The organism is Aerosakkonema funiforme FACHB-1375 (assembly GCF_014696265.1).
GTDB classification, from domain to species: domain Bacteria; phylum Cyanobacteriota; class Cyanobacteriia; order Cyanobacteriales; family Aerosakkonemataceae; genus Aerosakkonema; species Aerosakkonema funiforme_A.
The window spans coordinates 1-25,874 of record NZ_JACJPW010000032.1 but is presented as its reverse complement, the minus strand read 5'-3'; the positions used below and the strand labels follow the sequence as shown (position 1 = coordinate 25,874).

General features: G+C 44.3%; 30 protein-coding genes and 1 pseudogene. 12 read left to right on the top strand and 19 right to left on the bottom strand.

The annotated features are described in order from the left end of the window. Positions 1-24 precede the first annotated feature (24 nt). The 8 genes from H6G03_RS13985 to H6G03_RS13950 form a co-directional block, all read right to left on the bottom strand. On the bottom strand, positions 25-714 hold the full coding sequence (locus H6G03_RS13985; protein ID WP_190464987.1) for a Uma2 family endonuclease: 690 nt from the start codon (positions 712-714) through the stop codon (positions 25-27). Between the two features lie 501 nt (positions 715-1,215). Further along, positions 1,216-2,496, bottom strand: coding sequence for a lipid-A-disaccharide synthase-related protein (locus tag H6G03_RS13980; protein WP_190464986.1), 1,281 nt, complete (start codon positions 2,494-2,496; stop codon positions 1,216-1,218). 180 nt (positions 2,497-2,676) lie between these two features. Continuing rightward, a complete protein-coding gene (locus H6G03_RS13975; protein ID WP_190464985.1) occupies positions 2,677-3,384 on the bottom strand; it encodes an ATP synthase subunit B family protein in 708 nt (235 codons plus the stop codon). After that, positions 3,294-3,848, bottom strand: a complete 555-nt coding sequence (gene coaD / locus H6G03_RS13970) for a pantetheine-phosphate adenylyltransferase (RefSeq protein WP_322111908.1) — start codon at positions 3,846-3,848, stop codon at positions 3,294-3,296. Before coaD ends, H6G03_RS13975 begins: the two co-directional genes overlap by 91 nt. Positions 3,849-4,376: 528 nt before the next feature. Beyond that, positions 4,377-4,904, bottom strand: coding sequence for a peptidoglycan-binding domain-containing protein (locus H6G03_RS13965; RefSeq protein ID WP_190464984.1), 528 nt, complete (start codon positions 4,902-4,904; stop codon positions 4,377-4,379). A gap of 377 nt (positions 4,905-5,281) precedes the next feature. After that, positions 5,282-5,635 carry a phenylpyruvate tautomerase MIF-related protein gene (locus tag H6G03_RS13960; protein ID WP_190464983.1) on the bottom strand — a complete coding sequence of 118 codons (354 nt, stop codon included), beginning with the start codon at positions 5,633-5,635 and terminating at the stop codon, positions 5,282-5,284. A gap of 98 nt (positions 5,636-5,733) precedes the next feature. Next, positions 5,734-6,216 (bottom strand): flavin reductase family protein, encoded by a 483-nt coding sequence (locus H6G03_RS13955; RefSeq protein WP_190464982.1) that lies wholly within the window; start codon positions 6,214-6,216, stop codon positions 5,734-5,736. Between the two features lie 50 nt (positions 6,217-6,266). After that, on the bottom strand, positions 6,267-6,650 hold the full coding sequence (locus H6G03_RS13950) for a zf-TFIIB domain-containing protein (RefSeq protein WP_190464981.1): 384 nt from the start codon (positions 6,648-6,650) through the stop codon (positions 6,267-6,269). A gap of 545 nt (positions 6,651-7,195) precedes the next feature. Here H6G03_RS13950 and H6G03_RS13945 point away from each other — a divergent pair. Next, positions 7,196-7,420, top strand: coding sequence for a KGG domain-containing protein (locus H6G03_RS13945; RefSeq protein ID WP_190464980.1), 225 nt, complete (start codon positions 7,196-7,198; stop codon positions 7,418-7,420). Between the two features lie 178 nt (positions 7,421-7,598). On the opposite strand, the gene H6G03_RS13940 is transcribed toward H6G03_RS13945, so the two are convergent. The 4 genes from H6G03_RS13940 to cysS form a co-directional block, all read right to left on the bottom strand. After that, the gene (locus H6G03_RS13940) at positions 7,599-8,435 is read right to left on the bottom strand and encodes a dienelactone hydrolase family protein (protein ID WP_190464979.1); all 837 of its coding nucleotides are present in this window, start codon (positions 8,433-8,435) and stop codon (positions 7,599-7,601) included. A 61-nt stretch (positions 8,436-8,496) separates the two neighbouring features. Next, complete coding sequence (locus H6G03_RS13935; protein WP_190464978.1) at positions 8,497-8,778, bottom strand: hypothetical protein; 282 nt, start codon at positions 8,776-8,778, stop codon at positions 8,497-8,499. 235 nt (positions 8,779-9,013) lie between these two features. Next, positions 9,014-9,802: a precorrin-4 C(11)-methyltransferase gene (cobM, locus tag H6G03_RS13930; RefSeq protein ID WP_190464977.1), complete on the bottom strand. Its 789-nt coding sequence runs from the start codon at positions 9,800-9,802 to the stop codon at positions 9,014-9,016. A 280-nt stretch (positions 9,803-10,082) separates the two neighbouring features. Further along, positions 10,083-11,546, bottom strand: coding sequence for a cysteine--tRNA ligase (gene cysS, locus H6G03_RS13925; protein WP_190464976.1), 1,464 nt, complete (start codon positions 11,544-11,546; stop codon positions 10,083-10,085). Positions 11,547-11,680: 134 nt separating this feature from the next. Between cysS and H6G03_RS13920 the strand changes: the two genes are divergently transcribed. From H6G03_RS13920 to H6G03_RS13875, 10 genes are all read left to right on the top strand, one after another. Further along, entirely contained in the window at positions 11,681-12,874 is a 1,194-nt protein-coding gene (locus H6G03_RS13920; protein WP_190464975.1) for a CobW family GTP-binding protein, read from the top strand. Positions 12,875-12,952: 78 nt separating this feature from the next. After that, complete coding sequence (gene dtd / locus H6G03_RS13915; protein WP_190464974.1) at positions 12,953-13,408, top strand: D-aminoacyl-tRNA deacylase; 456 nt, start codon at positions 12,953-12,955, stop codon at positions 13,406-13,408. Between the two features lie 194 nt (positions 13,409-13,602). Beyond that, a complete protein-coding gene (locus tag H6G03_RS13910; RefSeq protein WP_190464973.1) occupies positions 13,603-14,079 on the top strand; it encodes a DUF29 domain-containing protein in 477 nt (158 codons plus the stop codon). Between the two features lie 30 nt (positions 14,080-14,109). Continuing rightward, positions 14,110-14,586: a DUF29 domain-containing protein gene (locus H6G03_RS13905; RefSeq protein ID WP_190464972.1), complete on the top strand. Its 477-nt coding sequence runs from the start codon at positions 14,110-14,112 to the stop codon at positions 14,584-14,586. A gap of 30 nt (positions 14,587-14,616) precedes the next feature. Next, entirely contained in the window at positions 14,617-15,090 is a 474-nt protein-coding gene (locus H6G03_RS13900; RefSeq protein WP_190464971.1) for a DUF29 domain-containing protein, read from the top strand. Between the two features lie 141 nt (positions 15,091-15,231). Next, positions 15,232-15,933, top strand: a complete 702-nt coding sequence (locus tag H6G03_RS13895) for an A/G-specific adenine glycosylase (protein ID WP_190464970.1) — start codon at positions 15,232-15,234, stop codon at positions 15,931-15,933. 9 nt (positions 15,934-15,942) lie between these two features. Then, positions 15,943-16,278: a photosystem II reaction center protein Psb28 gene (gene psb28, locus H6G03_RS13890; RefSeq protein WP_190464969.1), complete on the top strand. Its 336-nt coding sequence runs from the start codon at positions 15,943-15,945 to the stop codon at positions 16,276-16,278. A gap of 60 nt (positions 16,279-16,338) precedes the next feature. Further along, positions 16,339-16,857: a MogA/MoaB family molybdenum cofactor biosynthesis protein gene (locus tag H6G03_RS13885; RefSeq protein WP_190464968.1), complete on the top strand. Its 519-nt coding sequence runs from the start codon at positions 16,339-16,341 to the stop codon at positions 16,855-16,857. Positions 16,858-16,894: 37 nt separating this feature from the next. Continuing rightward, the gene (locus tag H6G03_RS13880; protein WP_456057567.1) at positions 16,895-17,605 is read left to right on the top strand and encodes a YdcF family protein; all 711 of its coding nucleotides are present in this window, start codon (positions 16,895-16,897) and stop codon (positions 17,603-17,605) included. 24 nt (positions 17,606-17,629) lie between these two features. Beyond that, positions 17,630-18,574, top strand: coding sequence for a glycosyltransferase family A protein (locus H6G03_RS13875; protein WP_190464966.1), 945 nt, complete (start codon positions 17,630-17,632; stop codon positions 18,572-18,574). Positions 18,575-18,583: 9 nt separating this feature from the next. Here the strand turns inward: H6G03_RS13875 and recJ are convergent, their stop codons facing one another. The 6 genes and pseudogenes from recJ to H6G03_RS39490 all read right to left on the bottom strand — a co-directional run bounded on the left by recJ (position 18,584) and on the right by H6G03_RS39490 (position 24,913). Continuing rightward, a complete protein-coding gene (gene recJ / locus H6G03_RS13870) occupies positions 18,584-21,061 on the bottom strand; it encodes a single-stranded-DNA-specific exonuclease RecJ (protein ID WP_190464965.1) in 2,478 nt (825 codons plus the stop codon). 46 nt (positions 21,062-21,107) lie between these two features. Continuing rightward, the gene (locus tag H6G03_RS13865) at positions 21,108-21,761 is read right to left on the bottom strand and encodes a GNAT family N-acetyltransferase (protein ID WP_190464964.1); all 654 of its coding nucleotides are present in this window, start codon (positions 21,759-21,761) and stop codon (positions 21,108-21,110) included. 205 nt (positions 21,762-21,966) lie between these two features. Next, positions 21,967-23,628, bottom strand: coding sequence for a dynamin family protein (locus tag H6G03_RS13860; protein ID WP_190464963.1), 1,662 nt, complete (start codon positions 23,626-23,628; stop codon positions 21,967-21,969). Positions 23,629-23,708: 80 nt separating this feature from the next. Continuing rightward, complete coding sequence (locus tag H6G03_RS13855; RefSeq protein ID WP_190464962.1) at positions 23,709-24,131, bottom strand: nuclear transport factor 2 family protein; 423 nt, start codon at positions 24,129-24,131, stop codon at positions 23,709-23,711. A gap of 63 nt (positions 24,132-24,194) precedes the next feature. After that, positions 24,195-24,680 (bottom strand): annotated as a pseudogene (locus H6G03_RS13850) (phytoene desaturase family protein); the annotation flags it as partial. Continuing rightward, positions 24,653-24,913 (bottom strand): phytoene desaturase family protein, encoded by a 261-nt coding sequence (locus tag H6G03_RS39490; protein ID WP_407650737.1) that lies wholly within the window; start codon positions 24,911-24,913, stop codon positions 24,653-24,655. The pseudogene H6G03_RS13850 and the gene H6G03_RS39490, both read right to left, overlap by 28 nt. Before the next feature lie 49 nt (positions 24,914-24,962). Here H6G03_RS39490 and H6G03_RS13845 point away from each other — a divergent pair, with 49 nt between their 5' ends. Next, entirely contained in the window at positions 24,963-25,616 is a 654-nt protein-coding gene (locus H6G03_RS13845) for a PAP/fibrillin family protein (RefSeq protein ID WP_190464961.1), read from the top strand. Positions 25,617-25,629: 13 nt separating this feature from the next. On the opposite strand, the gene H6G03_RS13840 is transcribed toward H6G03_RS13845, so the two are convergent. Further along, on the bottom strand, positions 25,630-25,874 hold a 245-nt coding region (locus H6G03_RS13840), incomplete at its 5' end, for a hypothetical protein (RefSeq protein ID WP_190464960.1).

The following is a 25,874-nucleotide window of genomic DNA, read 5'->3' as shown; positions in this document are numbered from 1 at the left end:
TTATGGAAATGCGATCGACTGTCACTAGCTCCCACTCAACCTATTCACAAAATTACCATGTTCTGCGGTTGCCAAACCTTCCTGCACTACCGCCAAAACTCGCGCTAAATCTCCCGTTATTAACGCCGCTACAGCTAACCACAAACCTGGAAATACTTCGCTGCGAATTACACCATTTGTATCTGCTTCTAATTGCACGTATTCGCCTTCCCGCAATCTAAACCAATTTAATTCTTTTTCATTAACTTTCCAGACTAAATATTCCTGTACTCCATTCCGACGATAAACTCTTAATTTGTCATGCAAATCGTAAGAAGCAGTGCTAGCTGCTATCTCGACAATTAATTCCGGCGCACCTTCAATATAATCATCATCGCTAATGCGAGATTGACCGCCTACACTAGGATCTAATCGCAGGAGTGCATCTGGTTGTGGTTCGTTGTCCAAATCTAGACGCACGGTGGCGTTGTCGCATAGCATAACGCCTGGGGTAGCGGCACAATAGACAAATAACCAGCCAATAATATGACTATGGGGTTCACCGTGTCTTCTAGCACGCACTGGTGAGGACATATAAACCACTCCTTCAATTAATTCAGCTTTGATATGGGGCATTGCTTGATAGCGCTTCTCGAACTCATGCCGAGTTAGTCTGTCGCCATTTTCCAGGGGTGGTATAGTGTCGGAGGGGAATAGGGATTTTTGTACGACCATAAGTTATTACCTGGTAAGGAAATCGGCCATTATCTATAAGGATAGCGATCGCAAATTTTAAATAGTAATATATTTAACTTCTGGTAATGCTCGCGTAAATGCGATCGCACTCCGACCACATCATCCCACACCGTTAACTAAGTGCGATCGCATTATTTTTGCTGAAAACGAATAGACGTCTCCAAAAATTCTTGTGGGGTAGGCATCTTGCCTGCTTTTTGAGATTCTTTTGGCGGAGATGTCTAATATAATCGCAACACAGATGCACCTATGGGAAGATTTTTGCTTTCTTATTCCTGTATCTGTGTCTATTTCTGGAATCTTATCTGAAATATTAAAAAATATTTAATCTTTAATAAAGGGGAGGGTTTTTGATGATTTTTTTGGCTGTTTGTGATACTATTGTTTTATAATGGGAGTATTTGCAATTTTTTTATTTATGCAAATATTCCCATTATAAAGAGTATACACCAAAATTCTAGCTAACGCAAGAGCCTAGCCCTAAGCGAGCAATTTTTCGATCAGACAATCGGCAATGCGCTGGGCGGCTCCGGGCTTACCCATACGAAGGAGTCCGTTTTCTGCAATCATTTGTAAGCGATCGGGATCGCGCAGCAAAGACTGTATAGTTTTGGCTACTTCGGCAGGCTGTTCCACCAAAATTAAAGAGGGCCCCAAAAGCCTGGTTTGCGCTTCTGCGAAGGCGGGGGTAAATTGTGGGCCTTTACCTGGGATAGAGATCGCCGGTTTACCCAAACCCACAAATTGTTCTGTAGCGGTTCCTGCCATCGCGATCGCAAAATCTCCTTGTTGCAAGCAATCGGCAAAAGCTCGTTGGGTGAGAATAAGAGTGCATTTGCGCTGGGTAAACACCGATGCTGTAGGGTCAGAAATCGGCAGATGGGATTCGCTTTGTTGGGGAGATTGCCAAGACCAGCCTTGAGCTTCCAGAGTTTCACGCAAAGAATCTAAACTGAGTGTAGGTGCGATCGCACCCAGAAACAGCACACCTTTACGAGCGAAAGCATCCATCACCCCAGTCACAGCTTGTACGATTTGCTGCCAATTGGCGTAGGCTTCTGGCGCTCTAGAACCTGGTAGAAGAGTAATGACAAGCGATCGTTCCTGTTCCTGTTTCTCCGCATCTCCAGCATAAAAAGCCACCTTTGCAGTCTCAGATTCCAGGTCATCCATCATCGGATTCCCCATATCGAAAGCTGGGATTGACCATTTCAGCAGCGTTTCTGTCGTCAGCTTATCCCGTGGAAACACAGCCTTACAACGCTTCCGACTCATCAGCCATCTTTCCCAAGGCAGATAATCCGATCCAGACCACCCTTCCCAGCGCTGCATACGGGATTTTCTTACCAGTGGGCCTGTTTCATCCCGCAGATAATATTCTGACTTAGCAGTACCGACGAAAGCATAGGGAGATCCGCTCAACCAGGCAAACAATAAAGGGACAATATCTCCCACCGCCAAGACAGATCCTCCCTGTTGTTTCCAACCCTGCACAGCCCTAAACTGCCACCACAGCAGTTGCAACAAGCCACTACGGATATCTCGCCAGAAATGACGCCCATCCATATATATAAAGCCACCGGAAGGCATTTTCCGCGTTGGAGCGATGATGGGAATTCCCAGATCGGTGTAGGCTTGGCCCTCCCCAACTATGGGTAAGGCTGCTAATTTGGGGGCGTTGGGATGCTGCTGTAGTCGCTGCAATATGCGGACAGCGATCGCATCCTCGCCGTGACCGTTGCTCAAGCAAAGTAACTTCATCGGGGAAGGGCTAGGGGCTAGGGGCTAGGGGCTAGGGGCTAGGGGCTAGGGGCTAGGGGAAGAGGGGCTAGGGGAAGAGGGAAGAATTTTGACTTTTGACTTTTGACTTTTGACTTTTGACTTTTGACTTTTGACTTTTGACTTTTGACTTTTGACTTTTGACTTTTGACTTTTGACTTTTTACTTCTTAGGTGGTGTTTGGGAAGATTGGCGAGGAAATGGAGGAATTGGAGAAGTTTTTTGTGTCGGCAAGGGAGATTCGCCAGGTTGGAGTTGCTGGCGTCCGTTGCGTACCACCCGCAGCATTTCATTCAAATGCTGTTCGATGCTGTTGAGCATCTTTTCCGCATAATCATCAGCGCCGTTTTGGATGGCGTTAGCTTCTGCGATCGCTTTAGCGCGGAGTTCCTCCAGTTCCTGCTGAGCTTCTCGGTGCATCCGCTCGATTTCAGCCAAAGTCTGTTCTTGTGCAGCCTCGCACTCCTGCTGAACCATTTGCCAAAGTTGTTGCGCCTCCTGTTTTGCCTGTCGGACAATGCCCGTTTCATCTAAAATCTGGGCAGCGCGTTGCGAGGCGGCCTCAATCATTTTATGGGCGTACTGTTCCGCTTGCAGAAGCAACTCTTCCTTCTCGCGGATAATTGCTTCTGCTTCTTCAAAAGCATTAGGCAAATTCAATCTGATCAGATCCAATTGCTCCAGCAACTGTTCTTCATCGATTACGGTGCGACGAGTCAGTGGGATGCGCGGACTATCGAGAATCATTTCCTCTAGGCGGTTGAGTTCTCGCTGAATATCTACGCCTGTTTCTCCACGCTGGGACAGTTCATCTTGGGTTCTGGGTTCGTCGCTGTCGGGGCCGATTCGGGGTAAGTCTTGGCGTAACATTTTTTGTAAATATCTAAAGCAACGTGCTTGGGGACAAGATGATCGACAGAGCCGCCAAATCTTGCTATCTCTTTTACCACGCTACTACTTAAGAAACCATATTCAGTAGAGGTAGCCAGAAAAACTGTCTCAATTCGATCTAAGAGGGTCTTATTAGTATGCGCCATCTGCAACTCTTTTTCAAAGTCAGAAAGCACCCGCAGACCCCGAACGATCACAGTGGCTTGCCGCATTTGGGCATAGTTTACGGTCAGGCCGTCAAAGCTGTCTACCTCCACATTGGGTAGGTGTTGCGTGGATAAGCGAATCTGTTCCAGCCGCTCTTGCACAGTAAACATGGGCATTTTATTGGGATTGCGTAGCACTGCCACGACCACTCGATCGAATAGCCTAGACCCTCGCTGTATGACATCGAGGTGTCCGAGAGTAATGGGATCGAAGCTGCCGGGATAGATTGCAATCACAAATAATAAGGTTTCAAGGTCACTGACGCGATTTTGACACTCACCGCCCGTCATTGCGGTGATTCTTGGGCTGAACACTGCCTCCACCAAGCAATCTTAGCTTTGGTCTTACACATTCATGTCTAGTCCGACTACACCTTGCAGCAAGCGCTCTGATGGACTACTCCCCAAGCGTAAATTCGGGTGTGCCCTACCCTATTTGATTTTTTTTACTCTCCCACCTATACCATATTTTTTAGAGGGCAGTGAGGTATTGGGGCAACCCTAAAAGGATTGGTGACATTAGCCTTTATACAGCGTGTGAGTTCGTATGCCACGACTACATCTTTGTTCCCGCTTATCGAAAATTTTATCAGAAAGCCGTCGTTGAACGACGGCGTTTTAGACCCAAATTTTCGATAAGTGTGAGTCTAGAGAAATTGCAGCAGGCGACGCTACCCGAATGTCAACGATCGACCTCATCCGGCTACTGGTAAATTTTTTGATTGCGATCGCATCTGAGTTAAGTTGGCACTGCCAAGTCCTTATCTACCACCACTTCCGGAAATTGATATACCATCGACCCTGTTCGGGAAGAGGAGGTAGGGGAGAACCACCTCGCAATATTGTCCAAGTAATCCGGTCTACCATTCCGTTAGCTTTTAATTTATGTTTTTGCTGAAAGGCAATTACGGCCAACTTGGTATCTGAGTTAAAGATCCCGTTCCTGATGACGTTATACCCGTGAACTTGCAACAGCCCTTGCAGTTCGCGCACATCGCCACCGCTATGCCCTAGTTTGAGGATGCGAGTTCCTGGTAGAACTGTTCCTTTTAATGCTGCCCAGGTTTTGGCATCGACTATGCCATTCGCTCTCAATCCCTGTTGACGTTGAAATGTTTTGACAGCAGCTTCGGTGACGCTACCGTAATCTCCATCTACGCGCATCATAAAACCGTGAGCGCATAAAAATTCTTGCAATTGCGCTACGGCAGGGCCAGAATCCCAGGGATACAACACTGGGCCAGCCAGGGCAGCATCATTGATAGTATTTACCAATTCCAATTTGGTATTCATGAGCTTATCCTCCCCTGCGGCTTTTAAGTTGAGTTTTATGGTTTCATATAAGATACAAAGGGTGGGTATCAGCACAGCTAGGTATAGTTCTAGCCGAGTTTGTTAGCTGACATCTTGCACCATTCTCAACAAGACCTGAGAAACCGGGTTTCTTAACGAAAGATCTAGGCTCTTAGCTTAAATTTGCCAGAAACCCGGTTTTGACGTTTGGTGCAAGATCTGAGTTAGGGCAGTTTTGATTCTGCCAAAACTTTATAACTTATTCAGCAATCTGAACAGATCGTATCGTAAGTTGTGCCAAGTGTGGCTTGAGCCCACGCAGAAATATTCGCGCTTGTTTCCCCCTTTTTCTCAAAGGGGGAGAAGTCACAACTCAATTAACCAAAAGTCGATTTGTTCCAGCCCCACATGGAACCTTTTGCATCGGCAAATTCGATGTAGATGCGATCGACTGGTACACCCAACGCCTCATTTATCTGCTGGCAAAAATCCTGACTCATCGATTTGGTTTGCGATGGACTCATGCTGCCAATATTTTTAATTTCTATATAGCAGACTGGATCTGTCGTGCCAGCAAAAGTCATGGCCATATTTGGCTCAAACGCAGTCATCACGTAAGATTCCGGTTTGCCCAAATGTTTGGATAACTTAGACGAAAGGGTTTTGAGTAGCGAATCAACTTGCGATTTATCTGCTGTAGCTACAGAAGTTTGCACTTTGATTAGAGGCATAATTCAGTTTGCAGTTGCTAGTTGGTGAAAAAGATTTACGGAAAATTTTAAATTTCAGATTCAAATCCAATCTAAAATCCAAAATCTAAAATTTCCCATTACCCGCCGTATTGCCAGCCGGTGCTTTCCAACAAAAGAGGTTCGCCTTCCCGGTGAACGCCTGCGCCAATTACTTCGCCGACATAAACGGTATGGTCTCCTCGATCTACTGCGCCGACAACCCTGCATTCCACATAACCCAAGGAATCCGATATAATCGGACAGCCGGTTTGTTCTCCCAGGTAGAAGTCCACATCCTCAAATTTATTGCCGACGCGACGCTGGGGTTTGAAGAATTTTTGGGCTAAATCTTTTTGTCCTGCTTCCAGGAAGCTGAGGGCAAAGACGCCGCTGGCTGCGATCGAGGCGTGGGATTTTGAATCTTGCTTAACGCAATTTACCACTAAGGGTGGTTGAAAAGAACCTTGCATTACCCAGCTGGCGGTGAAGCCGTTCACTTCTTCGCCGTTTTTGACGCCACAGATATAAAGTCCGTGGGGAATTTTTCGCAGAAGAGTCTTTTTGGCTTGTTCGTCTAACAATGGTCTATCCTCTGATAACTACATCGCTTAGTTTAGCAATCTTCAGATTTCTAACGTCTTTCTTTCGCAAAAATATCTTTAAACATTTCCAGGATTCCTTGTTGCTTGTAATCTTTAAATTCGCCGGCATCAAACCAAGTGCCGCAGCATACGGGACATTTTTCATACCAAATATGCGATTGTTTTAAATCGACCATTTTAGTCATTTGTGTGCTGCATTTAGGACAATTTATATTCCCGATTTGGTTGAATTTACTGCCTGTTAGGGGGTCACCAATATCTATACTTTCAGAACCTTTAATTTTCTTCAGTCGTTTAGCGCCTTGGGAGTCAAACCAAATACCTTTGCAATCAATGCAGCGATCGACTTCAATACTGCTATAGATAATTTTTTCTAAGCTGCCTTTACATTTTGGACACTTTAAATGTTTCATATCGCTTTCCTGTAGCTACTATGAAGTATACCAGCTAACTGTTGACTTCCATCAAATTGCCGATCGCATTCACTAACTTGTCTGTTACTACTGACTTAGTAATGTGCTTTTGGGAACTTGTAGACCGGGCAATAGCTGTTAATACTTGCTTTCTCTTACAGAAACTATGAGTGCGATCGCGGATTTTTGGTTCGTTAGTTTTAAGTATGTCTAGCGGGGGAGCCGGAGAATGGGGAAGCGAGAAATATTCGCCTATGAACTTTTACATAGAAATAGCGAAAGAACCCCAAACCTAAGCTAAATAAGATTAAATCGAGCCAAAACAAGTTTAATTAAGATTGGCAGGCGGAAAATCCATAAATCAGCTTGTTTATAGGTATTTTTTGCTCGGATTTACTGTTTGCATTGCACTTTTTACACTAGCTTGAGTGGGTACGATTTAATACGTACCCAGTCCTGGATAAAATCAATAATCTCATTCGCAGGGTTGAGGGATCGACAAATCGAGATTTCTAGTATTAGAAGCGTAGATTGATGGTGGAATTATGAGTGACAAAGATAACAACACCAGCAAACGAGGCTTTGCATCTATGGACGAAGAAAAGCAGCGCGAAATTGCCAGTAAAGGTGGTAAGGCTGCTCATGAAAAAGGTACTGCCCACGAGTTCACTCATGAAGAAGCTGTAGAAGCTGGACGCAAAGGCGGGGAAGCGGTCAGTCAAGACAGAGAACATATGTCCGAGATTGGACGCAAAGGCGGTAAGTCTTAAAACCGAAACTGGAAATTTCAACTGGAAATTTCCAGGATATTAAGTGGGGAAGCGGGGGAGTAGAAAAAAGTTATTTCCCATCAGATGTTGCCAACCGCTATAATTTAAAAGCAGATACGAAACAGGGGATTTATTTGGTAATTAAAACCGCGAATATATCCCCTACTTTGGTCAATAATTACCCAACTCCATACTGTTTAAACCAAGCCAGCAAGCGTTTCCATCCATCTTCAGCTTCTTGCTTCTGATAAGATGGGCGATAATCAGCAAAGAAACCGTGGGGCGCATTTTGGTAAAGGACAATTTCCGAACGGCTTTCTCCTTCTTTAAGCGCCTGACGCATTCTTTCTACGGTATCGTTGGGAATACCGTTATCCTTACCGCCGTAAAGTCCCAAAACTGGCGCTTTCAAATATGGGGCAATGTCAACTGGATATTTGGGAGTGAGAGAAGTTGACTCACCCACCAAGCGTCCGTACCAAGCAACACCAGCTTTAACTTTAGGGCTGTAAGCTGCATACAACCAAACAATTCGTCCACCCCAACAAAAACCGGTGATTCCGAGTTTGTCGATATTGCCTTTACTCGAATTTTTAGCCCAATTAACAGTGGCATCCAAGTCGGACATTACTTGGGAATCTGGCACTTTAGAGACAACTTTGGAGATAATTTCTTCAATGTTACTCAGTTGGGAAACATCACCTTGACGGGCAAAAAGTTCGGGTGCGATCGCTAAATATCCCAACTTGGCAAAGCGGCGGCAAATATCTTGGATATGTTCGTGTACGCCAAAGATTTCTTGCACTACCAACACTACGGGAAAATTACTGCCAGTTGCAGGCATAGCGCGATAAGCTGGAATTTCACCATCCTCGACGGGAATTTTTACTTCTCCAGCTATCAATCCTTGAGTATTTGTATTGATAACTTGGGCAGAAATTGGCTGCACTGCTAACGCAAACCCAGCTGCCAGCGTACTCACAATCATAAATTTCCGGCGCGTAATTTCTTTCATTTGCCGTTTTCTCCAAGACACTCTTGCCAAAGGTAGCTTATTCTTCAGGGTAGCGTTGCACTTAATTTGTAGAACTTTCTGTCGGCGTTAGCTGGTCGATCTCTTCTGCTTCTAGCGGTGCGTAACCATCGGGAACGCTGTCTGTATCGCTGGGGTTGTCGATCGCTTGGGTGGAAAGCTTGGCTTTGTAAGCTTTATTGTTATCCCCGCAACTGCAAGAATGTGCCGTTAATTCAGCGCAGAAGTCACTAGGGTTCAATTTGGCGGGAAAAGCGAAGATTTCTTTTCCGTTTAGCTTCGATTTACGGTAAAGCTCGATCGCTTTTTCTAAAGAATAATACATCACAGGAACCCATCTGCCACAGTAAAAGTAGACAACAACTCGGCTGTTTGTGTACTTTCCCTGGGGGAGTGGATTTCGCCAGGGCGAAACCATAATTATTTTGCTTAGGTGTGTCTGTATACATCTTGGAAAAAGTTAAGATTCTTTAACAACTGTCTTAAGCAATACATTTTGCGTAATTTTTGTGTAGGCTAAACTACCAAAAACTACGAACAGATTTGATAAAGACAAGATTTTATCCATTGGCTGACTTCTGACGGAACAAGTGGGAGTGTTGCGGATGGTAAAGACGCGATCGTCCTTTCTCTGCTGCCAAAGCCGGACTGATGACATAAAGCGTGGTGCGGATTAAGTTTTCTCGCCGCGTTACCTCTGCCATTTGATGCAGGGGAAGCAGTAAAATTTTTTCATCAGGCCAACCCAGCCGATAGCAAATCGCTACGGGTGTATCGGCGGGATAATGTTCCATCAGTTTGATTTGGGCATCTTCCACATGACGCGCACTCAGGTAAAGACACAAACTCGCTTGATGCGCCGCCAGAGTTGCCAATTCTTCCTGTTCGGGTACAGATGAAGCGTTACCGCTAATGCGGGTGAGGATAATTGTTTGTACGAGTTCCGGTACAGTTAACTCGACTTTCAGCTTGGCGGCAGCTGCTTGGAAAGCGCTGATTCCGGGTATGACCTCAACAGGAACATCTGCTTCTGCCAAAGCTAGCATTTGTTCGTGGATGGCGCTGTAGAGACTGGGGTCGCCGGAGTGGAGACGGACGACAGATTTGTGCGATCGCACCCTCTCTATCATGATCGGCAGAATATCTTCTAGCGTCTTATTTGCAGTGCGGATAATTTCTGCATCAGTACGCACCCCCTGTAAAATTTGTTTTGGCACCAGCGAGTCAGCAAATAAAATGACATCTGCCTGCGCCAAAATTTTCTGTGCCTTGACGGTCAATAAATCCGGATCGCCCGGGCCGGCACCTACAATATAAACTGCTGGAGAGAGGGGGGGAGTGGGAGACATAGGTAAGGGGCTAGAGAAAGAGCGGTAAGAGAATAGGTGTTTTGAAATTGCCGATCTTAGATTTTAATTCAATCCAAAATCCCAAATCCAAAATCTAAAATCGTTAGAGGTTCCGGATAGAAGTAATGACGGAAGAAAAAATGAATGGTAGATGCACCCTGGTTAAGCCCTAGAGGATTTCTCTAGGGTTTTTTTATCATTACTATTCCGGATGGGAGAATGTCAGATGACAAATTTTAAATCACAAATTTGAAATCTACAATCTCAAATCTGAAATTCCTTAATTGCGATGCCATCGCGTACCTTGTGGGGTATCGATGAGGGTAATGCCTTGGGCTTGCAGTTCGTTGCGAATGCGATCGCTTTCGGCAAAGTTTTTCGCTTTTCTTGCTGCTTGTCGCTGTGCAATTAAAGCTTCAATTGTCGCATCACTTAAACCATCAGAAGGTTGAGATGGTTTATCTTCTGGCTTGGCTGACAATCCCAAAACTCCTGCAAGCGTAACTAAGGTGCGCCATTGTTGTTCTAACACTTCCGGCGATGTCTTGGTTTTGCCTTCGTGGACGAGGATATTACCTTCCTTGCCTAATTCTTTGGCTAACTCGAATAAAACTGCCAAAGCTACTGGGGAGTTGAAGTCATCATCCATCGCGGCTTGGAATTTTTCCACTTCGGGATTTTGGATGGAGGGATTTTCCTCTGCTTCCCATTTCCAACCTAGCCCAGAACCGAATCGATCGCCAAACAACAGACCTTCTTTAAGAGTGTTCCAGCTATTTTGGGCGAATGCGATCGCATCCTGGGTAAAATCGATCGGCTTGCTGTAATTTGTTTGCAAAACAAATAACCTGATCGCCATCGCCTCCGGTGCATTCTGCCCATCCAACAACTGACGGATAGTGATGAAATTGCCCAAAGATTTAGACATTTTCTTCCCATCCACATTGATCATGCCGTTGTGCAGCCAGTAACGCGCTAACTGCTTACCAGTCACAGCCTCAGATTGGGCTATTTCATTCTCGTGGTGGGGAAATGCCAGTTCGTTACCCCCGCAGTGAATATCAATAGTATCGCCCAAAGACTGACGTACCATCGCCGAGCATTCGATATGCCACCCCGGACGACCGGCACCCCAAGGCGACTCCCAGAAAGGTTCTCCCGCTTTCGCCGCCTTCCACAGCGCAAAATCAAACGGGTCTTGTTTCTTTGGCGCGTCCGGGTCTTCTTCTTCCACTCTACCGCTAGCCCCAGCCTGCAATTCTGCCAAATTGCGACCGGAAAGCTTGCCATATTCCGGAAATTCCCGCACTTTGTAATAAACATCCCCAGCAGATGGGTAAGCGTAACCTTTGTGTTCCAACTGGTGAATCAGTCGTTTAATTCCATCCAGGGTGTGGGTCGCACGGGGATATTCATCGGCGTCCATCACATTCAGCCGTTTCATATCCTCAAAATAGGCATCGATAAATTTCTCAGCGACAACTTCCATCGATAATCCTTGTTCCCTGGCGCGATTGAGAATTTTATCGTCGATATCGGTGAAATTCTGGACGTAACGCACATCGTAACCCCGCCATTGTAAATAGCGGCGCACCATATCCCAGACAATGTAGCAACGCGCATGACCCAAGTGGCAGTAGTCATACACTGTCACGCCGCAGCAGTACATTTTCACCTTCCCCGCTTCCAGGGGTTCAAAAATTTGTTTGCGACGAGTCAGCGTATCGTAAAGCGTCAGGGTCATAAGGAGTAACAACCTTTAGTGCGATCGGCAATAATAGGGGAGGACGACGGGGATCTGTGCCAGCACCCTCGCGTCGGTACTTAATGTACCGTAATTCTATACTCCCATTTTGCGACGTTTTCTACAGCTCAGCTATGCAATCAGCAGTTTCTCCCGACCAATCTCAGGCAATGGATGTTCCGAAACGCGGTTTGCCTGTAACGATTATCACTGGATTTCTCGGTAGCGGTAAGACCACTCTGCTCAACCACATTTTGAAGAATCAGGAGGGCGTTAAGACAGCTGTTCTGGTCAATGAATTTGGCGAAGTTGGTATTGACAACGAACTGATTATATCCACCGACGATGACATGGTGGAACTGAGTAACGGTTGTATTTGCTGCACCATTAATAACGATCTGGTAAATGCAGTTTATAAAGTTTTAGAACGCCAAGACCAAATAGATTATTTAGTAGTGGAGACGACGGGATTGGCAGATCCCCTACCTGTGGCTCTCACGTTCTTAGGTACGGAATTGCGCGATTTGACTCGCTTGGATTCGATCGTCACGGTGGTGGATTCCGCCAATTACAGCCTCGATTTGTTCAACAGCCAAGCGGCTTACAATCAGATTGCCTACGGCGATATCATTGTTCTAAATAAGGTCGATTTGGTCGATGAAGCTGATGTTGATAACCTAGAAGTAAGGATTCGCGATATCAAACAAGGAGCAAGGATTTTGCGTACAACTAAATCGCAAGTTCCTCTGCCTTTGATTCTCAGTGTTGGTTTGTTTGAGTCGGATAAGTATTTTGAATCTGAGCAATCAGAACACGGTCACGACCATCACGACCATCACGACCACGACCATCACGACCATCACGACCATCACGATCATCACGACCATCACGACCATCACGACCACGACCATCACGATCATTCTGCCTGCGATCATGACCACGGTCATTGCGCTCACGACCACGACCACGACCACGATCATCACCATCACCATCATTCCAATCACTTAGAAAATGATGGTTTTACCTCAATTTCCTTCCAAAGCGATAAGCCTTTTGCGATTAAGAAATTTCAACATTTCTTAGATAATCAATTGCCTGCAAATGTGTTCCGTGCCAAGGGAATTATGTGGTTCGATGAAAGCCCTCGCCGTCACGTATTCCATTTGTGCGGAAAGCGTTTCACAATTGAAGATGAAGATTGGAAAGGTCAACCGAAGAATCAGTTAGTGTTGATCGGTCAAGGTCTCGATCGCGAAACGCTACTCAAGCAAATCGAAAAATGCCTTTGCTTGCCTTCAAGCAATCGCGGTAAAGGATTTGGGAAATAACAATAAATTGCAAATTTTAGATTTTAGATGGCAAATTTAATTAAATCTGCTATCTAAAATCTAAAATCTGAAATTGCTATGCGCGTAGTTGTTCAAAGAGTCAAATCTTCTCAAGTTTCGATCGCAGGTGAAGTCGTCGGCAAAATTGGTCGAGGACTAAACTTGCTTGTGGGTATTGCCAGCACGGATACGGAAGCAGAACTTGACTGGATGGTTCGCAAGTGCTTGGAATTGCGTCTGTTTGCGAATGAGGAAAATGGTTCGGGTCGCTGGGAAAAGTCGGTACAAGAAATTGGCGGCGAATTGCTGGTAGTGAGTCAGTTTACCTTGTATGGGGATTGTCGTAAAGGTCGCCGTCCTTCTTTCGATCGGTCAGCTGCACCGGAAGTGGCAAAAAATTTGTACGATCGCTTTGTGGATAAGTTACGCCAAAGTGGTTTGCGGGTGCAAACTGGTGAGTTTGGGGCGATGATGCAGGTGGCGATCGAAAATGATGGCCCCGTCACCCTGCTGCTGGAGAGAGAGGCGTCGTAGTTGTTACCCGATTTTGGATTTTGGATTTTGGATTTTGGATTGGCTAGACCTTGAACAATGATTACAGATGTCAGGGATGGTGGGTTATGGCACAATTCGTTAATTATTGCTTGAAAGTGCTGATTATCTCGCCCCTGCCTAACCCACCCTACAATTAAATAAGTTTTATTATTACTGAAATTAGAGGCGATCGCATGACTCACAATTTATCGGATATTGAAAGTAAAACTTCCCAATTGTACGAGACAGATTTCTATGCTTGGACGCAAGCACAAGCAAAATTTCTCCGAGATAGAAAGTGGGATTTTTTGGATATCGCAAACTTGGTTGAGGAGATCGAATCTTTGGGTAACCAAGAACGACAGGAATTGAGGAATTGTTTGGGCGTTTTGTTAGGGCATTTGCTAAAGTGGGAATTTCAGCCCAGTCATCGTTCTAAAAGTTGGGTTGCTACGATTCGGGAACAGCGTCGCCGCATTCTGGAAAAGCTTGAGGATAACCCAAGTTTGAAACCTTTTTTACCTGAAGCAATAGAGAAAGCTTATCGGGATGGGGTAGATTTGGCTGTGCGCGAAACACCTTTGGACTACGAAGATTTTCCCGCTGAATGTCCTTATAGTTTAGCGCAAGTATTAGATTCCCAGTTTTTTCCTGGCGAACAAATTGAGTAAATTTAAACAATTGAAATAAGAGGCGATCGCATGACTCAAAATTTATCAAATATTGAAAGTAAAGCTTCCCAATTGTACGAGACAGATTTCTATGCTTGGACGCAAGCACAAGCAAAATTTCTCCGTGATAGAAAGTGGGATTTTTTGGATATCGCAAACTTGGTTGAGGAGATCGAATCTTTGGGTAAGCAAGAACGACAGGAATTGAGGAATCGTTTGGGCGTTTTGTTAGGGCATTTGCTAAAGTGGGAATTTCAGCCCATTCATCGTTCTAAAAGTTGGGTTGCTACGATTCGAGAGCAACGCTATAAAGTTTCTGATTTGCTTGCAGAAAGTCCTAGCTTGAAGCCTTATTTACCGGAAGCATTAGAGAAAGCTTATCAATATGGGTTGGCTTTGGCTGTGCGCGAAACATCTTTGGACTACGAAGATTTTCCTGTTGAATGTCCTTATAGTTTAGCGCAAGTATTAGATTCCCAGTTTTTTCCTGGCGAACAAATTGAGTAAATTTAACCAATTGAAATAAGAGGCGATCGCATGACCGAAACCTATCAGGAATTTAAGCTAAATTCTCGATTGTACGAGACAGATTTCTATGCTTGGACGCAGGAACAAGCAAAGTTTCTTCGCGATGGGATATGGAATTGTTTAGATATTGCAAATTTGGTTGAGGAGATCGCATCTTTGGGTAAGCAAGAGCGACAGGAATTGATAAATCGTTTGGGTGTTTTGTTGGGACATCTGCTTAAGTGGGAATTCCAGTCTGAGTTACGCTCTAAAAGTTGGTTGGCTACGATTCGGGAACAGCGCCGCCGTATTCACAGATTGCTTAAAGAAAGCCCCAGTTTGAAGCCTTTTTTACCTGAAGCATTAGAGGAAGGTTATCAGGATGGACTGGATTTAGCTGTGCGGGAAACGTCTTTGGACTACGAAGGTTTTCCCGTGGAATGTTCTTATAGTTTAGAACAGGTGTTAGATTCCGAGTTTTTTCCTGGCGAACAACTTGAGTAAATTGAGTGTTTTTTATTATTACCAAAAAAGGTTCGTCCTTCAGGGCAGATTTAATCCAAAATCCTGTCTTGGAAAGGTCGGCATCGTGACGGTAACCGCCAAGACGCCGACTTTCCGCAAAATCTAAAATCTAAAATCGAAATGATTGATAACCAATTACCAATTACTAAATTGAGATGGTTTCGTCGCCAGCTAAAAGCTTGGGCTTGTGGGCATTTGCGAAATTTTCCTTGGCGCAGGACAAAAGATGCTTATGCAATTTTGGTGGCAGAATTCCTGTTGCAAAAGACGAATGCAGATACAGTTGCTCCAGTTTACCAGAGGTTTATGGAGCGATATCCGACGCTGAATGCCTTAGCTGCTGCGCGAGAGGAAGATGTTACAATGCTGTTGCGGCCTTTGGGACTTAGCTTTCGGGCCGATCGCCTGCGTCAGTCCACTCAGCTGATCCTGAAAAATTATCAGGGAAAGATCCCCAAAACAGAAGCTCAGTTACTGAAATTGCCCGGTGTGGGAAAATATACAGCGCGATCGATCTGCGCTCACGCCTTCGGACAGCGCAAAGCGGTACTTGATACCAACGTGGCGCGGATTTTCGAGCGGTTTTTTGGATTGTCCGGCGGTCGGGTAAAATGGCGATCGCAAGAACTACAGTCGGCGGTGGAAGAAGCTGCACCTACAACAAATGTGGGAATGTGGAATTTGACGCTGTTGGACTTTGGGGCGGCAGTTTGCACAGCTAGGCACCCCCGTTGCGGTGAGTGTCCCTTGCAAGAGCAATGCCAATATGCTCGCGAGAGTAACATTGATGAGAAAATAATTAATAAACCGATTTATATGTGAATAGCAATCATGGCTCAAATTCAGTTTTCCAGAGGCATCAATGAAGATGTTGTGCCCGATGTTAAGCTCACCCGTTCGCGGGATAACACCAACGGCACGGCTACGTTTTATTTCCAAAATCCCAAGGCTCTGAGTCAAAGCAGCACAGACGAGATTACTGGGATGTACCTGATTGATGAGGAAGGCGAATTAGTCATAAAGGATGTAAAAGCTAAATTCATCAACGGTAAACCAGAGGCACTGGAAGTTTTTTATGGGATGAAATCGGTTGAAGAATGGGATCGTTTTATGCGATTCATGAGTCGCTATGCTGAAGAGCATGGTTTAGGATTTACCAAATCATAATTGGTCATCGGTCATCGGTCAAGTTGACCGATGACCGAGCGGTAATAAGTAACAGCAAGTATGACTAAAATTCCTCATCCAGATTCATCTAATTTTACTGTAAATTGCGCGGTAATTACTGTCAGCGATACGCGCACTTCAGAAACCGATCGCAGTGGCAATCTCATGAAAGAGTTACTGTTAAATGCAGGTCATGCGGTGGCAGCTTATGCAATTCTCAAGGATGAACCGACGCAGATTCAGGAGCAAATGTTAAGCTTGGGTAATCGCCCGGATTTGCAAGCTTTGATTTTTAATGGCGGTACTGGCATTGCGCCACGAGATACGACCTACGATGCGATCGAACTATTGCTGGAAAAAACTTTACCTGGTTTTGGGGAGTTGTTTCGCTGGCTGAGTTATCAGGAAATCGGTTCGCGGGCGATCGCATCTAGGGCAGTCGCCGGGGTGTATAAAAAGAAACTGGTATTTTCTCTTCCCGGTTCTACCAATGCGGTAAAACTGGCTGTGGAAAAACTGATTTTGCCAGAACTGGTTCATCTTGTTACCCAGCTTGGCAGCACATCACCAGGACATTAAGGCAAAATAGAAAGCATGAGCGATCGCCGTCTTCAAAATTCCTATGCAGCCAAAAATCTCGATTCGCCGGCATCTGTTGCGTTTAATTCGCAATCGATTTATTTTGCTAGGGCTGAGTGGCTTATGCCTCATACTGGGAATTTGGCTGATCGATATTGGTATAATTTTGCAGAAGGCATCCCAAGGGCCTGTCGATGCTTTTCTCGTACTGGGAGGTAGTATCACCAGAGAGATTTATGTAGCTGAATTGGCAAAACAATATCCCCAAACCCCAATAATTATTTCTGGAGGCTCAAAAGACCCCTGCATTTTGCTGATTTTTCGACGTGCAAATGCTCCCATGCAAAATGTTTTGTTAGAAAAGTGTGCTAAAACCACTTTTGGTAACTTTTACTTCAGTCAGCCAATCCTCAGTCAGTGGCAGGTTCATAAGGTGAAATTGATTACCTCTCTCACCCATTTGCCAAGGGCGAAGTGGTTGGCGCAAATTATCTTAGGATCGCATGGAATTTGGGTAGAACCAGATATCGTTAAAGAGCAGGGAATTCCTGGCAATCGCGAGTCATTTCTCTTAACTGCGTGGGGATTGACTCGCAGTTTGTCCTGGGCTGTCATCAGTCAATTTTACTCTCCCAAATGTTCGGAATTGACTAAATTAACAGAGGTAAACCTCAAAGCTTGGCAGTCGCAAGGTTTTACGGTAAAAAGACAGTGCGAACGCCAAGCAAATCTACAGGAAATTTTGTAAATAATTTAATTAGGCTTGTGGAAAATGAAAGAAAAACCGATTCTCTCTATTGTTACTCCGACGACAGGCAAATATTCTGACTATTGGTTAGAACAGTTATTGAAGGTAAAGGGTAATGTTGAATTTGTTTTAGTTTATTACCCCAACATCCCAATCCGACCCGTAGATGACCCCAGAGTCAAAATTTTAACAAGCCCTTACAAAGGCGAGATGATGCAACGGTTTGTCGGTTTGCTAAATGCTAGTGGCGAATATGTTCTGGCTTTAGATGACGATGACTTCGTACATCCAGATGTGGAAGAATTAACAAAGAACTATTTTCATAAATTTCCTGAAAGTTGGGTTCTCAGGTTAAAAAAGGAGAATATTGATTTTAAAGATGAGGAACGCATTAAAAAAGAATGGAATGCAATCCCTGATGTTAATCAACTGGAAGTCTGCCAAAAGACACCAGAAAATCCCTATCCTTATCAGCAAGGAAATTATACGGGATTGCTGGAAATTCCAGTTGCTCCTTTAGACAAAAATTTGGATATTCAATACATATTATGGCCTTTGGGAGAGAGAAAAGATAATTTTGGCTATCATTTTGAGAATTTCAATAATATTGTTTGGAAAAACGAGCTAGTTCAAAAAGCCCTTCCCGATTTATCGCAGGCAACAAAAGTGCTAGGGGCGATAACCTGGATACCTTCAACGGGTTTCGATCGCTTGTTGGGTTTATTTGTACAGGCTAAATTTTTTGAGAAGGATGCTATTATCGGTCACTGGATGCCAAAGCCAGAACAAATCAGATATATTGATAAGCCTGCTGCCCTGAAACCACCGAGATTTCATGTGGTTTCCGATGTACTTTTAGTTAAATATTTTCCCCAATATGGATATTTATGGAATTTGTTTTTTAGTAAGTTGTACGGTGTGCCAAGGACGATAGGCAAAGCAGTCAAATGGAAATTAATCAAAAAATGATTTGGGAATTTAATCATTTTGAAAAAAAGTGTTTTGGTTGACTACAGATCGAATGATATCTAAAGGAACTTCATAGAAATACTGGCGGCGAAATTGTTCTTCTCGGACAGCGGCTAAAAATTGTGCGATCGCACTATAAATTTCCCCCGCCAAACTCGATGCTTCTAACTCGGTATTTCCCGTAATCTTAAAGTTACCATCCCCATTTTTGACCTCAAACCCTATTTTAGTTAATGTTTGCAACCCTAAGAGCAAGGTAGTATCGCCAATACCGAGTTTCTGTTGCAATTGAGCTTGTGTAGCCGTTTTACCGGTACGGCTGAGATATTTGGCAATGCCGACGAGATTTTGCCAAACTTGGCTGGGAGGTATTTGTGGCGGCGGTGGATAGGCAATGGCTAATTGCTGTTTTGCCTGCAAAGCGCGTCGAAACCACAATTGCAAATCATCCCAGTGACTCGGACATTCTCTAACTATCAAAGTTTTCTCATTAATTTGAGATTTCAGATTGGAGATTTCCGATTTAATCATGCCTTCTTCTATTGGCAGGTTTAAATAATCTATTTGCAATTCATCTGCTTTATTTCGCCAGTCTAAAATCCACTCTGTTTGACTGAGATCGGGACTGAATAAGGTAAGATTTGATTGGCGCGATCGCACAGCAATTAACCGCACTTCATAGCGCTTATTGTAAGTATTGAAATCAAGTTCTACAACTGCATCGCATTGTCCTGGCGGAATTTCGTCTTTGTAGTGACCCCACCAAACACCGGGAAATCCAATTTGAGCAGAGCGATCGCAAATTTGAAACTCGGTTTTAATATATTGAACCTTTTTTCCCGTCGCATCCTGAATATTGCGATTCTTGATATTCTCAAACCAGCAATCTTGAATTACCAACTGCGGTACGGAGTTGCCCATACCGCAGGGTTCTAAAAGTTTCAGTTCGCGAAACAAATTTATTCCTAAATCAGCTACAGTTACGACCAAATCTGCTGAGATTATTCTGGTTCCTAATTTACCTTCTTCTCCGCCAATTTGTTGCCGCAATTGTTGATTTATCGCCTCTGTAAATAGGGGGATATTCTCAACAGGAATACTCAACCCAGCCGCCAAGGGATGACCGCCAAAACGATCTAAAAGGTGCGCTTGAGCTTTCACCAATTGATAAAGGTCGATTTGATTGACCGATCGCGCAGAACCCCTAGCAATTTTAGATTTGGCATTTGGGATTTTAGATTGAGAAATTTCCCGATCGTTTTCTATGTTTTCTTCGGCTTCTTCTAGGCTTAATAAAATCGTGGGAAGACCGGTTTGTTGAGCAACTTGACCGGCAACTAAACCCAAAACGCCCACAGGCCAACCCATTTCTGTGAGTACAATAATGCTAGTTGTCGATAAATCTAATTGTGCTAATTTTTGGGCTGCTTGCTGTTCGACATCTTTTTGTAATGACTTGCGGCGGGCGTTAGCTAATTCGGTTTCTCGTGCCAATTTTTCGACGCGATCGATCTCCCGACTCGTAAGCAATTCTACGCAGAAGCTAGCATCCCCTTGTATGCGACTGACGGCATTAATGCGGGGGCCAATTCCGAAAGAAATATCGGTTGGACGATCGCCACTTTTCTTGCAAAATTCCAGCAAATTTCCAACGCCAGGACGCCGCCGCAATTTTGGCGGGTTCTGTAAATCTTCTTGCAGTTTTTCTATTCCCAATTGTGCTAAATACCGACAATCGCCTTTCAAATTAACCAAATCGGCAATTAACCCAATTGCGACTAAACCCAACAAATCTTCTAAAGGCTGTTTGGGAATATCTGGCAGAGTTTGATAAAGCGCTTCTATCAACTTATAAGCAACAGCAACTCCGGAAAGATTAAATAGCTGGTGTGACGGCGACAAATTCCGGGGATTGATAATAGCCGTTACTGGCGGACGTTCTGGTAGCAGCGTGTGATGATCTGTGACAATTATATCGATTCCCAATTCACGAGCGTATTCAATTTCGCTCAAATTTGTACTGCCAGTGTCGCAAGTAACTATCAGTTTTACTCCCCGTTCCGCCAGGTCAGCAATTCCCTGAAAGTTGAGTCCGTGGGATTCCGTTAGGCGATTGGGAACGTAGTATAATAAGTTAATATTTTGGGCAAAAAATTGTCCCAATCCATCCCACAAAACGGCAGTTGAAGTGATGCCATCGGCATCAAAATCACCCCAAATCGCCACAATTTCAACCGCATTGATAGCTTGCCGCAATCTTTCGATCGCCCAGTGCATTTCCTGACCGAATTCAAAGGGACTGGCTGGTTTGTACAGCTGCGGTTTCAAAAATCCTGCCAGATGTTCGGCGTCGCGAATTCCGCGCTGCCATAGCAATTGGGCAGCATAATTTCCCGGTAATTCTGCGTACTGTCTGACTGCTTGAACGAACCACTCTGGCGGCTCAATTTTTGGCTGAATTTGCCAATGAATTTGCTGTTCTGGCATTTGTTTGGGTGAGATTTGAGGTAAATTAGCAAGTCAGTAATATTTATTATGAAAGCGAGGGTCGATCGGGACTATCATCAGCAGGCGATGAGGGTTCCGTTACCATTACTTTGCTAGCGGCTTCGCTGACAATTTCTTGAGGTTTATTGGTGGGACGACGACGCGATCGACTGTAAGCTGCCCTTTCCGCTTTTTCTCGTTCGTAAGAAATTAATCTGCCATAATAATCGTGCTTGCTTAAATTCATCGATAAGAAAACGTGCTGACGGGTATTGCCAAAACCTTTACGGTTAAAAAATTTCACTGCTGGGATATTCGCCGGATCGGTATCTACCATCATGAAACGCACCCCATCTTCGATCATACGTTCCACTAGCTTATCAACCAGTTTATCGCCTACACCCCGACGCTGAAAGTTAGGATTAACTCCCAGCCAGATGATATATCCATAAGTCCACGATGGCTTGTTAATAATCGTTCCCAAGATAAAGCCGGCGAGTCGATCGTCTATTTCTGCAACCAAACAGTATTCGGGGTCGGTATTATAAAGTCCGAGTACCTCCCATTCATCCCACGTTCGATATAAATAAGGATACAAATCGCTGGTAAACACATCTTCGCCCAAGTGGTACACGGGCGCAAGGTCATCAATTTCCATGTTGCGAATGTGAATCGAGTTGTAGTTATCAATGTTGGTCATAAATAAAATGTTGTTAGTTTTTTCATCTCTAACTATTAATGTACATTAGAGTGGGAGCGATCGAACGTTGATGAGAGTTTGGCCATATCCCCGACTTCTGGGAGAAGTCGGGGATATCTGTGGGAATCAAGGGTGAAATTTTTACCACAGATGTAGGCAGATAAACGCAGATAAAGAAGGGTTTTTTATGCTACGGGACAAGATATTAATTGATAGATTGCAATTCTCGATCGAGGTTCTGCAAGCAAGTATTTAACAAGTTTAGTTGATGACGCTTGTTAGTAAGTTCTGGAGGAATGTCGGGGATTTTAAAATTCAGAACTTTTGCGGCTTTTTCTTCATACTGGTGCAGTGCTGAAAGCGCTTCGCTACTGAAGCGACTTAGATAATCTTTTGCCGCATCGGTATAAAGTTGTGCAGCTTGATTTTGATAAGCATTGCTTGACGATCCTTGCTTGTCTTGTTTGATATTTTTATTTAAAAGATAAGCTGCACCGCCCAGCACTGCCGCTCCTATTGGCCCACCCGCAACCCAACCCAAACCAGTCGCTACAGCTACGGGAGCAGTATCGCTCAGATTATCCGAACTTGTCGGTTTATTCGGTAAAGTTACTTGTGGGTGCGATGGAAATGAAATTGATAGTTCTTCGGGTTGAGTGTAATTGAAAAACTCGCAAGCTTGGCTAATCCATTTGACAATTTCTTGTTGATGCTTTGCAACTGTTGGTTTGAAAAAATCTCTTTCCCAGGTGCTAAATTGATTTTGTTGAAGTGCGGCGGTGGCTTCGGATTGATAGCGATATAAAATTGTTTGTTCGTGCAGCCAGTCTCGGAATTCTTTAATGCTGGTTGCAAAGCCTTGTTTAATTAGATTTTCGGCTTTTTGTTGAATCTGAATTTTGGTATTGCGCTTATTTTCTGCGGTTTCTACTTCGGTGGCAAGAGGTTGTATTTTGGCTTGTAATATTTGCTTGATTTGAGAGCCGATCGCGATCGCACGCGGCAGCCGCACATCGCCCATTTGCTCCTGTTTTACTGCTAAAATACTTTGCAGAGCCGATTCAAAACCAGCCAGTCCGCTACTTTGTGCAGCCGCAACATCTCCTTTTAATCTCGCTCTCAAAGCAGGTAGTGCATCAACGCGATAAAGGTTGCTGATATTTGTCGGTAAATCGGCGCGAAAACTTTCGGCTAAAAAACGCAACCGTTTGTAAACTTCTTTTTGGTCTTCCGGTTCGAGTAAATTGAGAAAGTTAACAACAAAAACAATGGTTTTTATGCCTCTATCCAGCAGCCAATCGCGCAATTTCTCTCGCTCTCCTAATGTCATTAACTGACGACCGTCTAACACTTGCACGATTAAATCTGCGGTGAGGAGTTTGTCGCGAACTAAACTGTCTTGTTCTTCGCGATCGTTCGTTCCCGGTAAGTCGAGTAATTCTACATTATTTTGCAGAAATGGGTGAGGACAAAAAACCTGCACCGAGGCGACATCATCTCGCATTCTGCGATCGCCATCTAGGATAGCAAATTGCTTGAGTATTTCCGTACCGCTTTCATTAATTTCTCTGCCATTCGTCATGGTAATGCGAGTTCTTAGCTCATTTCCGTACTTGACATAAATAGCAGCACCCGTAGTGGGGATAATGTCGATCGGCAAAGCGCGGTTTCCCAGGATAGCGTTGATTAAGGTTGACTTGCCGTAATTAAACGGGCCAAAAACAGCAATCCGAAAACCGGGATTGGCGAGATGGTTGCAGACAGATGTCACATCTCGGTAAAGTTGGGAGTTTCGATCGAGTTCCAGCAAACCCAACGCAGATTGAAGAATATTGACAAGGTTGTGATGAAATTCCTGCTGTTGCATACTAATAAAATTGAAAATTGAAAATTATTGTGACATTTTTAGTGTTTCTCAAGGAACAATATAGTTATGTTCGGTCACAACTAACGTGACCGCCGAAACTTGCGTTCCGATTCCAAAATCGGCAGATCGTTGATACTAGCTTCTCGCCGTTGCATCAATCCATTCGGGGCAAATTCCCACTGTTCGTTGCCATAAGCACGATACCACTGACCGGAATCCGTATGATATTCATATTCAAATTTGACAGAGATGCGATTATCGGTGAAACTCCACAGTTCTTTTTTAAGTCGATAATCCAGTTCTGTATTCCATTTACGGGTGAGAAATTCGCGAATCTTCTCCCTGCCAGTGAAAAATTCAGCCCGATTTCGCCAAACTGAATCTTCCGTATAAGCTAACGCAACTCGTTCGGGGTCGCGAGTATTCCAAGCATCCTCAGCCGCTTGTACTTTCGCTCTTGCAGTTTCCAAAGTAAAAGGAGGTAAAGGCGGTCTAGTTTCCATTGTGAATTTCTCCTCATTGATGTTGTGAAGTATATCCTGTTAGAAAGTATAATAGCCAAGATTTTAAAGAATCTCATTGAGCAATTGTAAATGTTGCTGCACTGGAGCGATCGTATGAGCAGCCATCATCCCACTAGCAGCCACCGCAGGCATCCCAATCCCCGGAAAAGTCGAATCTCCACAACACAATAACCCAGACAAAGGTGTCGTCGCACCCGGAAATAAAGCTTTACCTGCTGCAATTGCTGGCCCATAACTACCGCGATGGCGACGCAAAAATCGGGCGTGGGTGAGGGGAGTACCCACCAAAGTAACTTCTGTGCGATCGCGAATATCGGGAATAATTCTTTCTAAAGCTTGCCACATTACCTCAGCGCGTTCTTGTTTTCGCAAGGCATATGCTTTGCTATTGCGTTCCATACCTTGCCAAATCGAAAAAGGTTCATTACCTGGAGTATAAACGTGAATAACGTGCTTACCTGGCGGTGCTAAAGATGAATCGATAACGGAAGGAATTGATACTAATACAAGATTTTGCGGTGCAGTAAGGGATTGGGGGAAGGGGTGTAGGACAAACCAGAATATAAAGATGGCCCAGAATCAAACTGATAGCCATTGCGTTCAAAAGCATGAGCCGCACCCCCTGCGATCGAATGGCTTTCTACTACGGTGACATCAATACCATAGCGTGCTAATATGGCAGCACAACTCAAACCGCCTATACCGCTACCAATTACGACTACTTCTGTATTGTTCGTGAATGATGGTTGATTATTAGACATTTTTCCAGAATAATAAATCTTGTCGCTATCAACAGCTAGGTGTCAATCCTTGAATAATTTACTCTCTTTAAAAGAAAAATTACAAGCTGCTCTTGATGCTATTCAAACTAACAAAGATGGCTCGCCGATTACCGATGTGCAGATCGACAAAACGACCGCCGCAGAAATCGCACAGTTGACCGCTCAACTAGAAAGTTGCAACCCCAATCCGAAACCTTTGCTAAATGCTATTTCTTTACTAGAGGGAAATTGGCAACTGCAATACTCCACTGCTAGAGAAATCCGCTCTTTAGTTTCCCTACCATTGGGATTAAAGCTAGGCCAAGTATATCAAGTGATTAATGTCAGCAACAAACAGTTTTTCAATATTGCTTTTGTCCAACATTATTTAGGATTATTATCGGGATATGTGAAAGTGACGGCTAGCTTTGAACCTGCTGGAGAAGATTCAGCACCTGTCCCAGACAAACGCATCAACGTCTACTTTGACAAACGCTATTTATCAATTGATAAAATCATCGGTATTAATACGCCTCAACTCAACCCATTCAAAGTTGTAGCTGCTAATAATCCAGTCGGTCGAGTTGCCACGCTTGATATTACTTATTTGGATCGAGATTGCCGAATTGGACGTGGTGGAGATGGCAGTTTGTTTGTTCTCAAAAAATCGGATGGTATAGTTGAGAATACGAGTTTAATCTGAAGCCACCCCAGCCCTAAAGGGACGGGGGTTCAAAATGCGATGAAACCTCCACTTGGCTCTCCCAAATTGGTACAACATCCAAGTTCTTAGTGTTGGCATTTTGAACTTTCGCTGCGACTCGCTCTGACTCTGGGAATTTCCCAAAGGAAGAAGGAACTTGTCCTCCTAATCGCAAGTTAATTTTCGTGGTCGCCTGTCTCCAAGCCGCATACAAGAGCGGTTCCGCACTTAACCAAGCGTTTTGTGCTTGATTCGCTT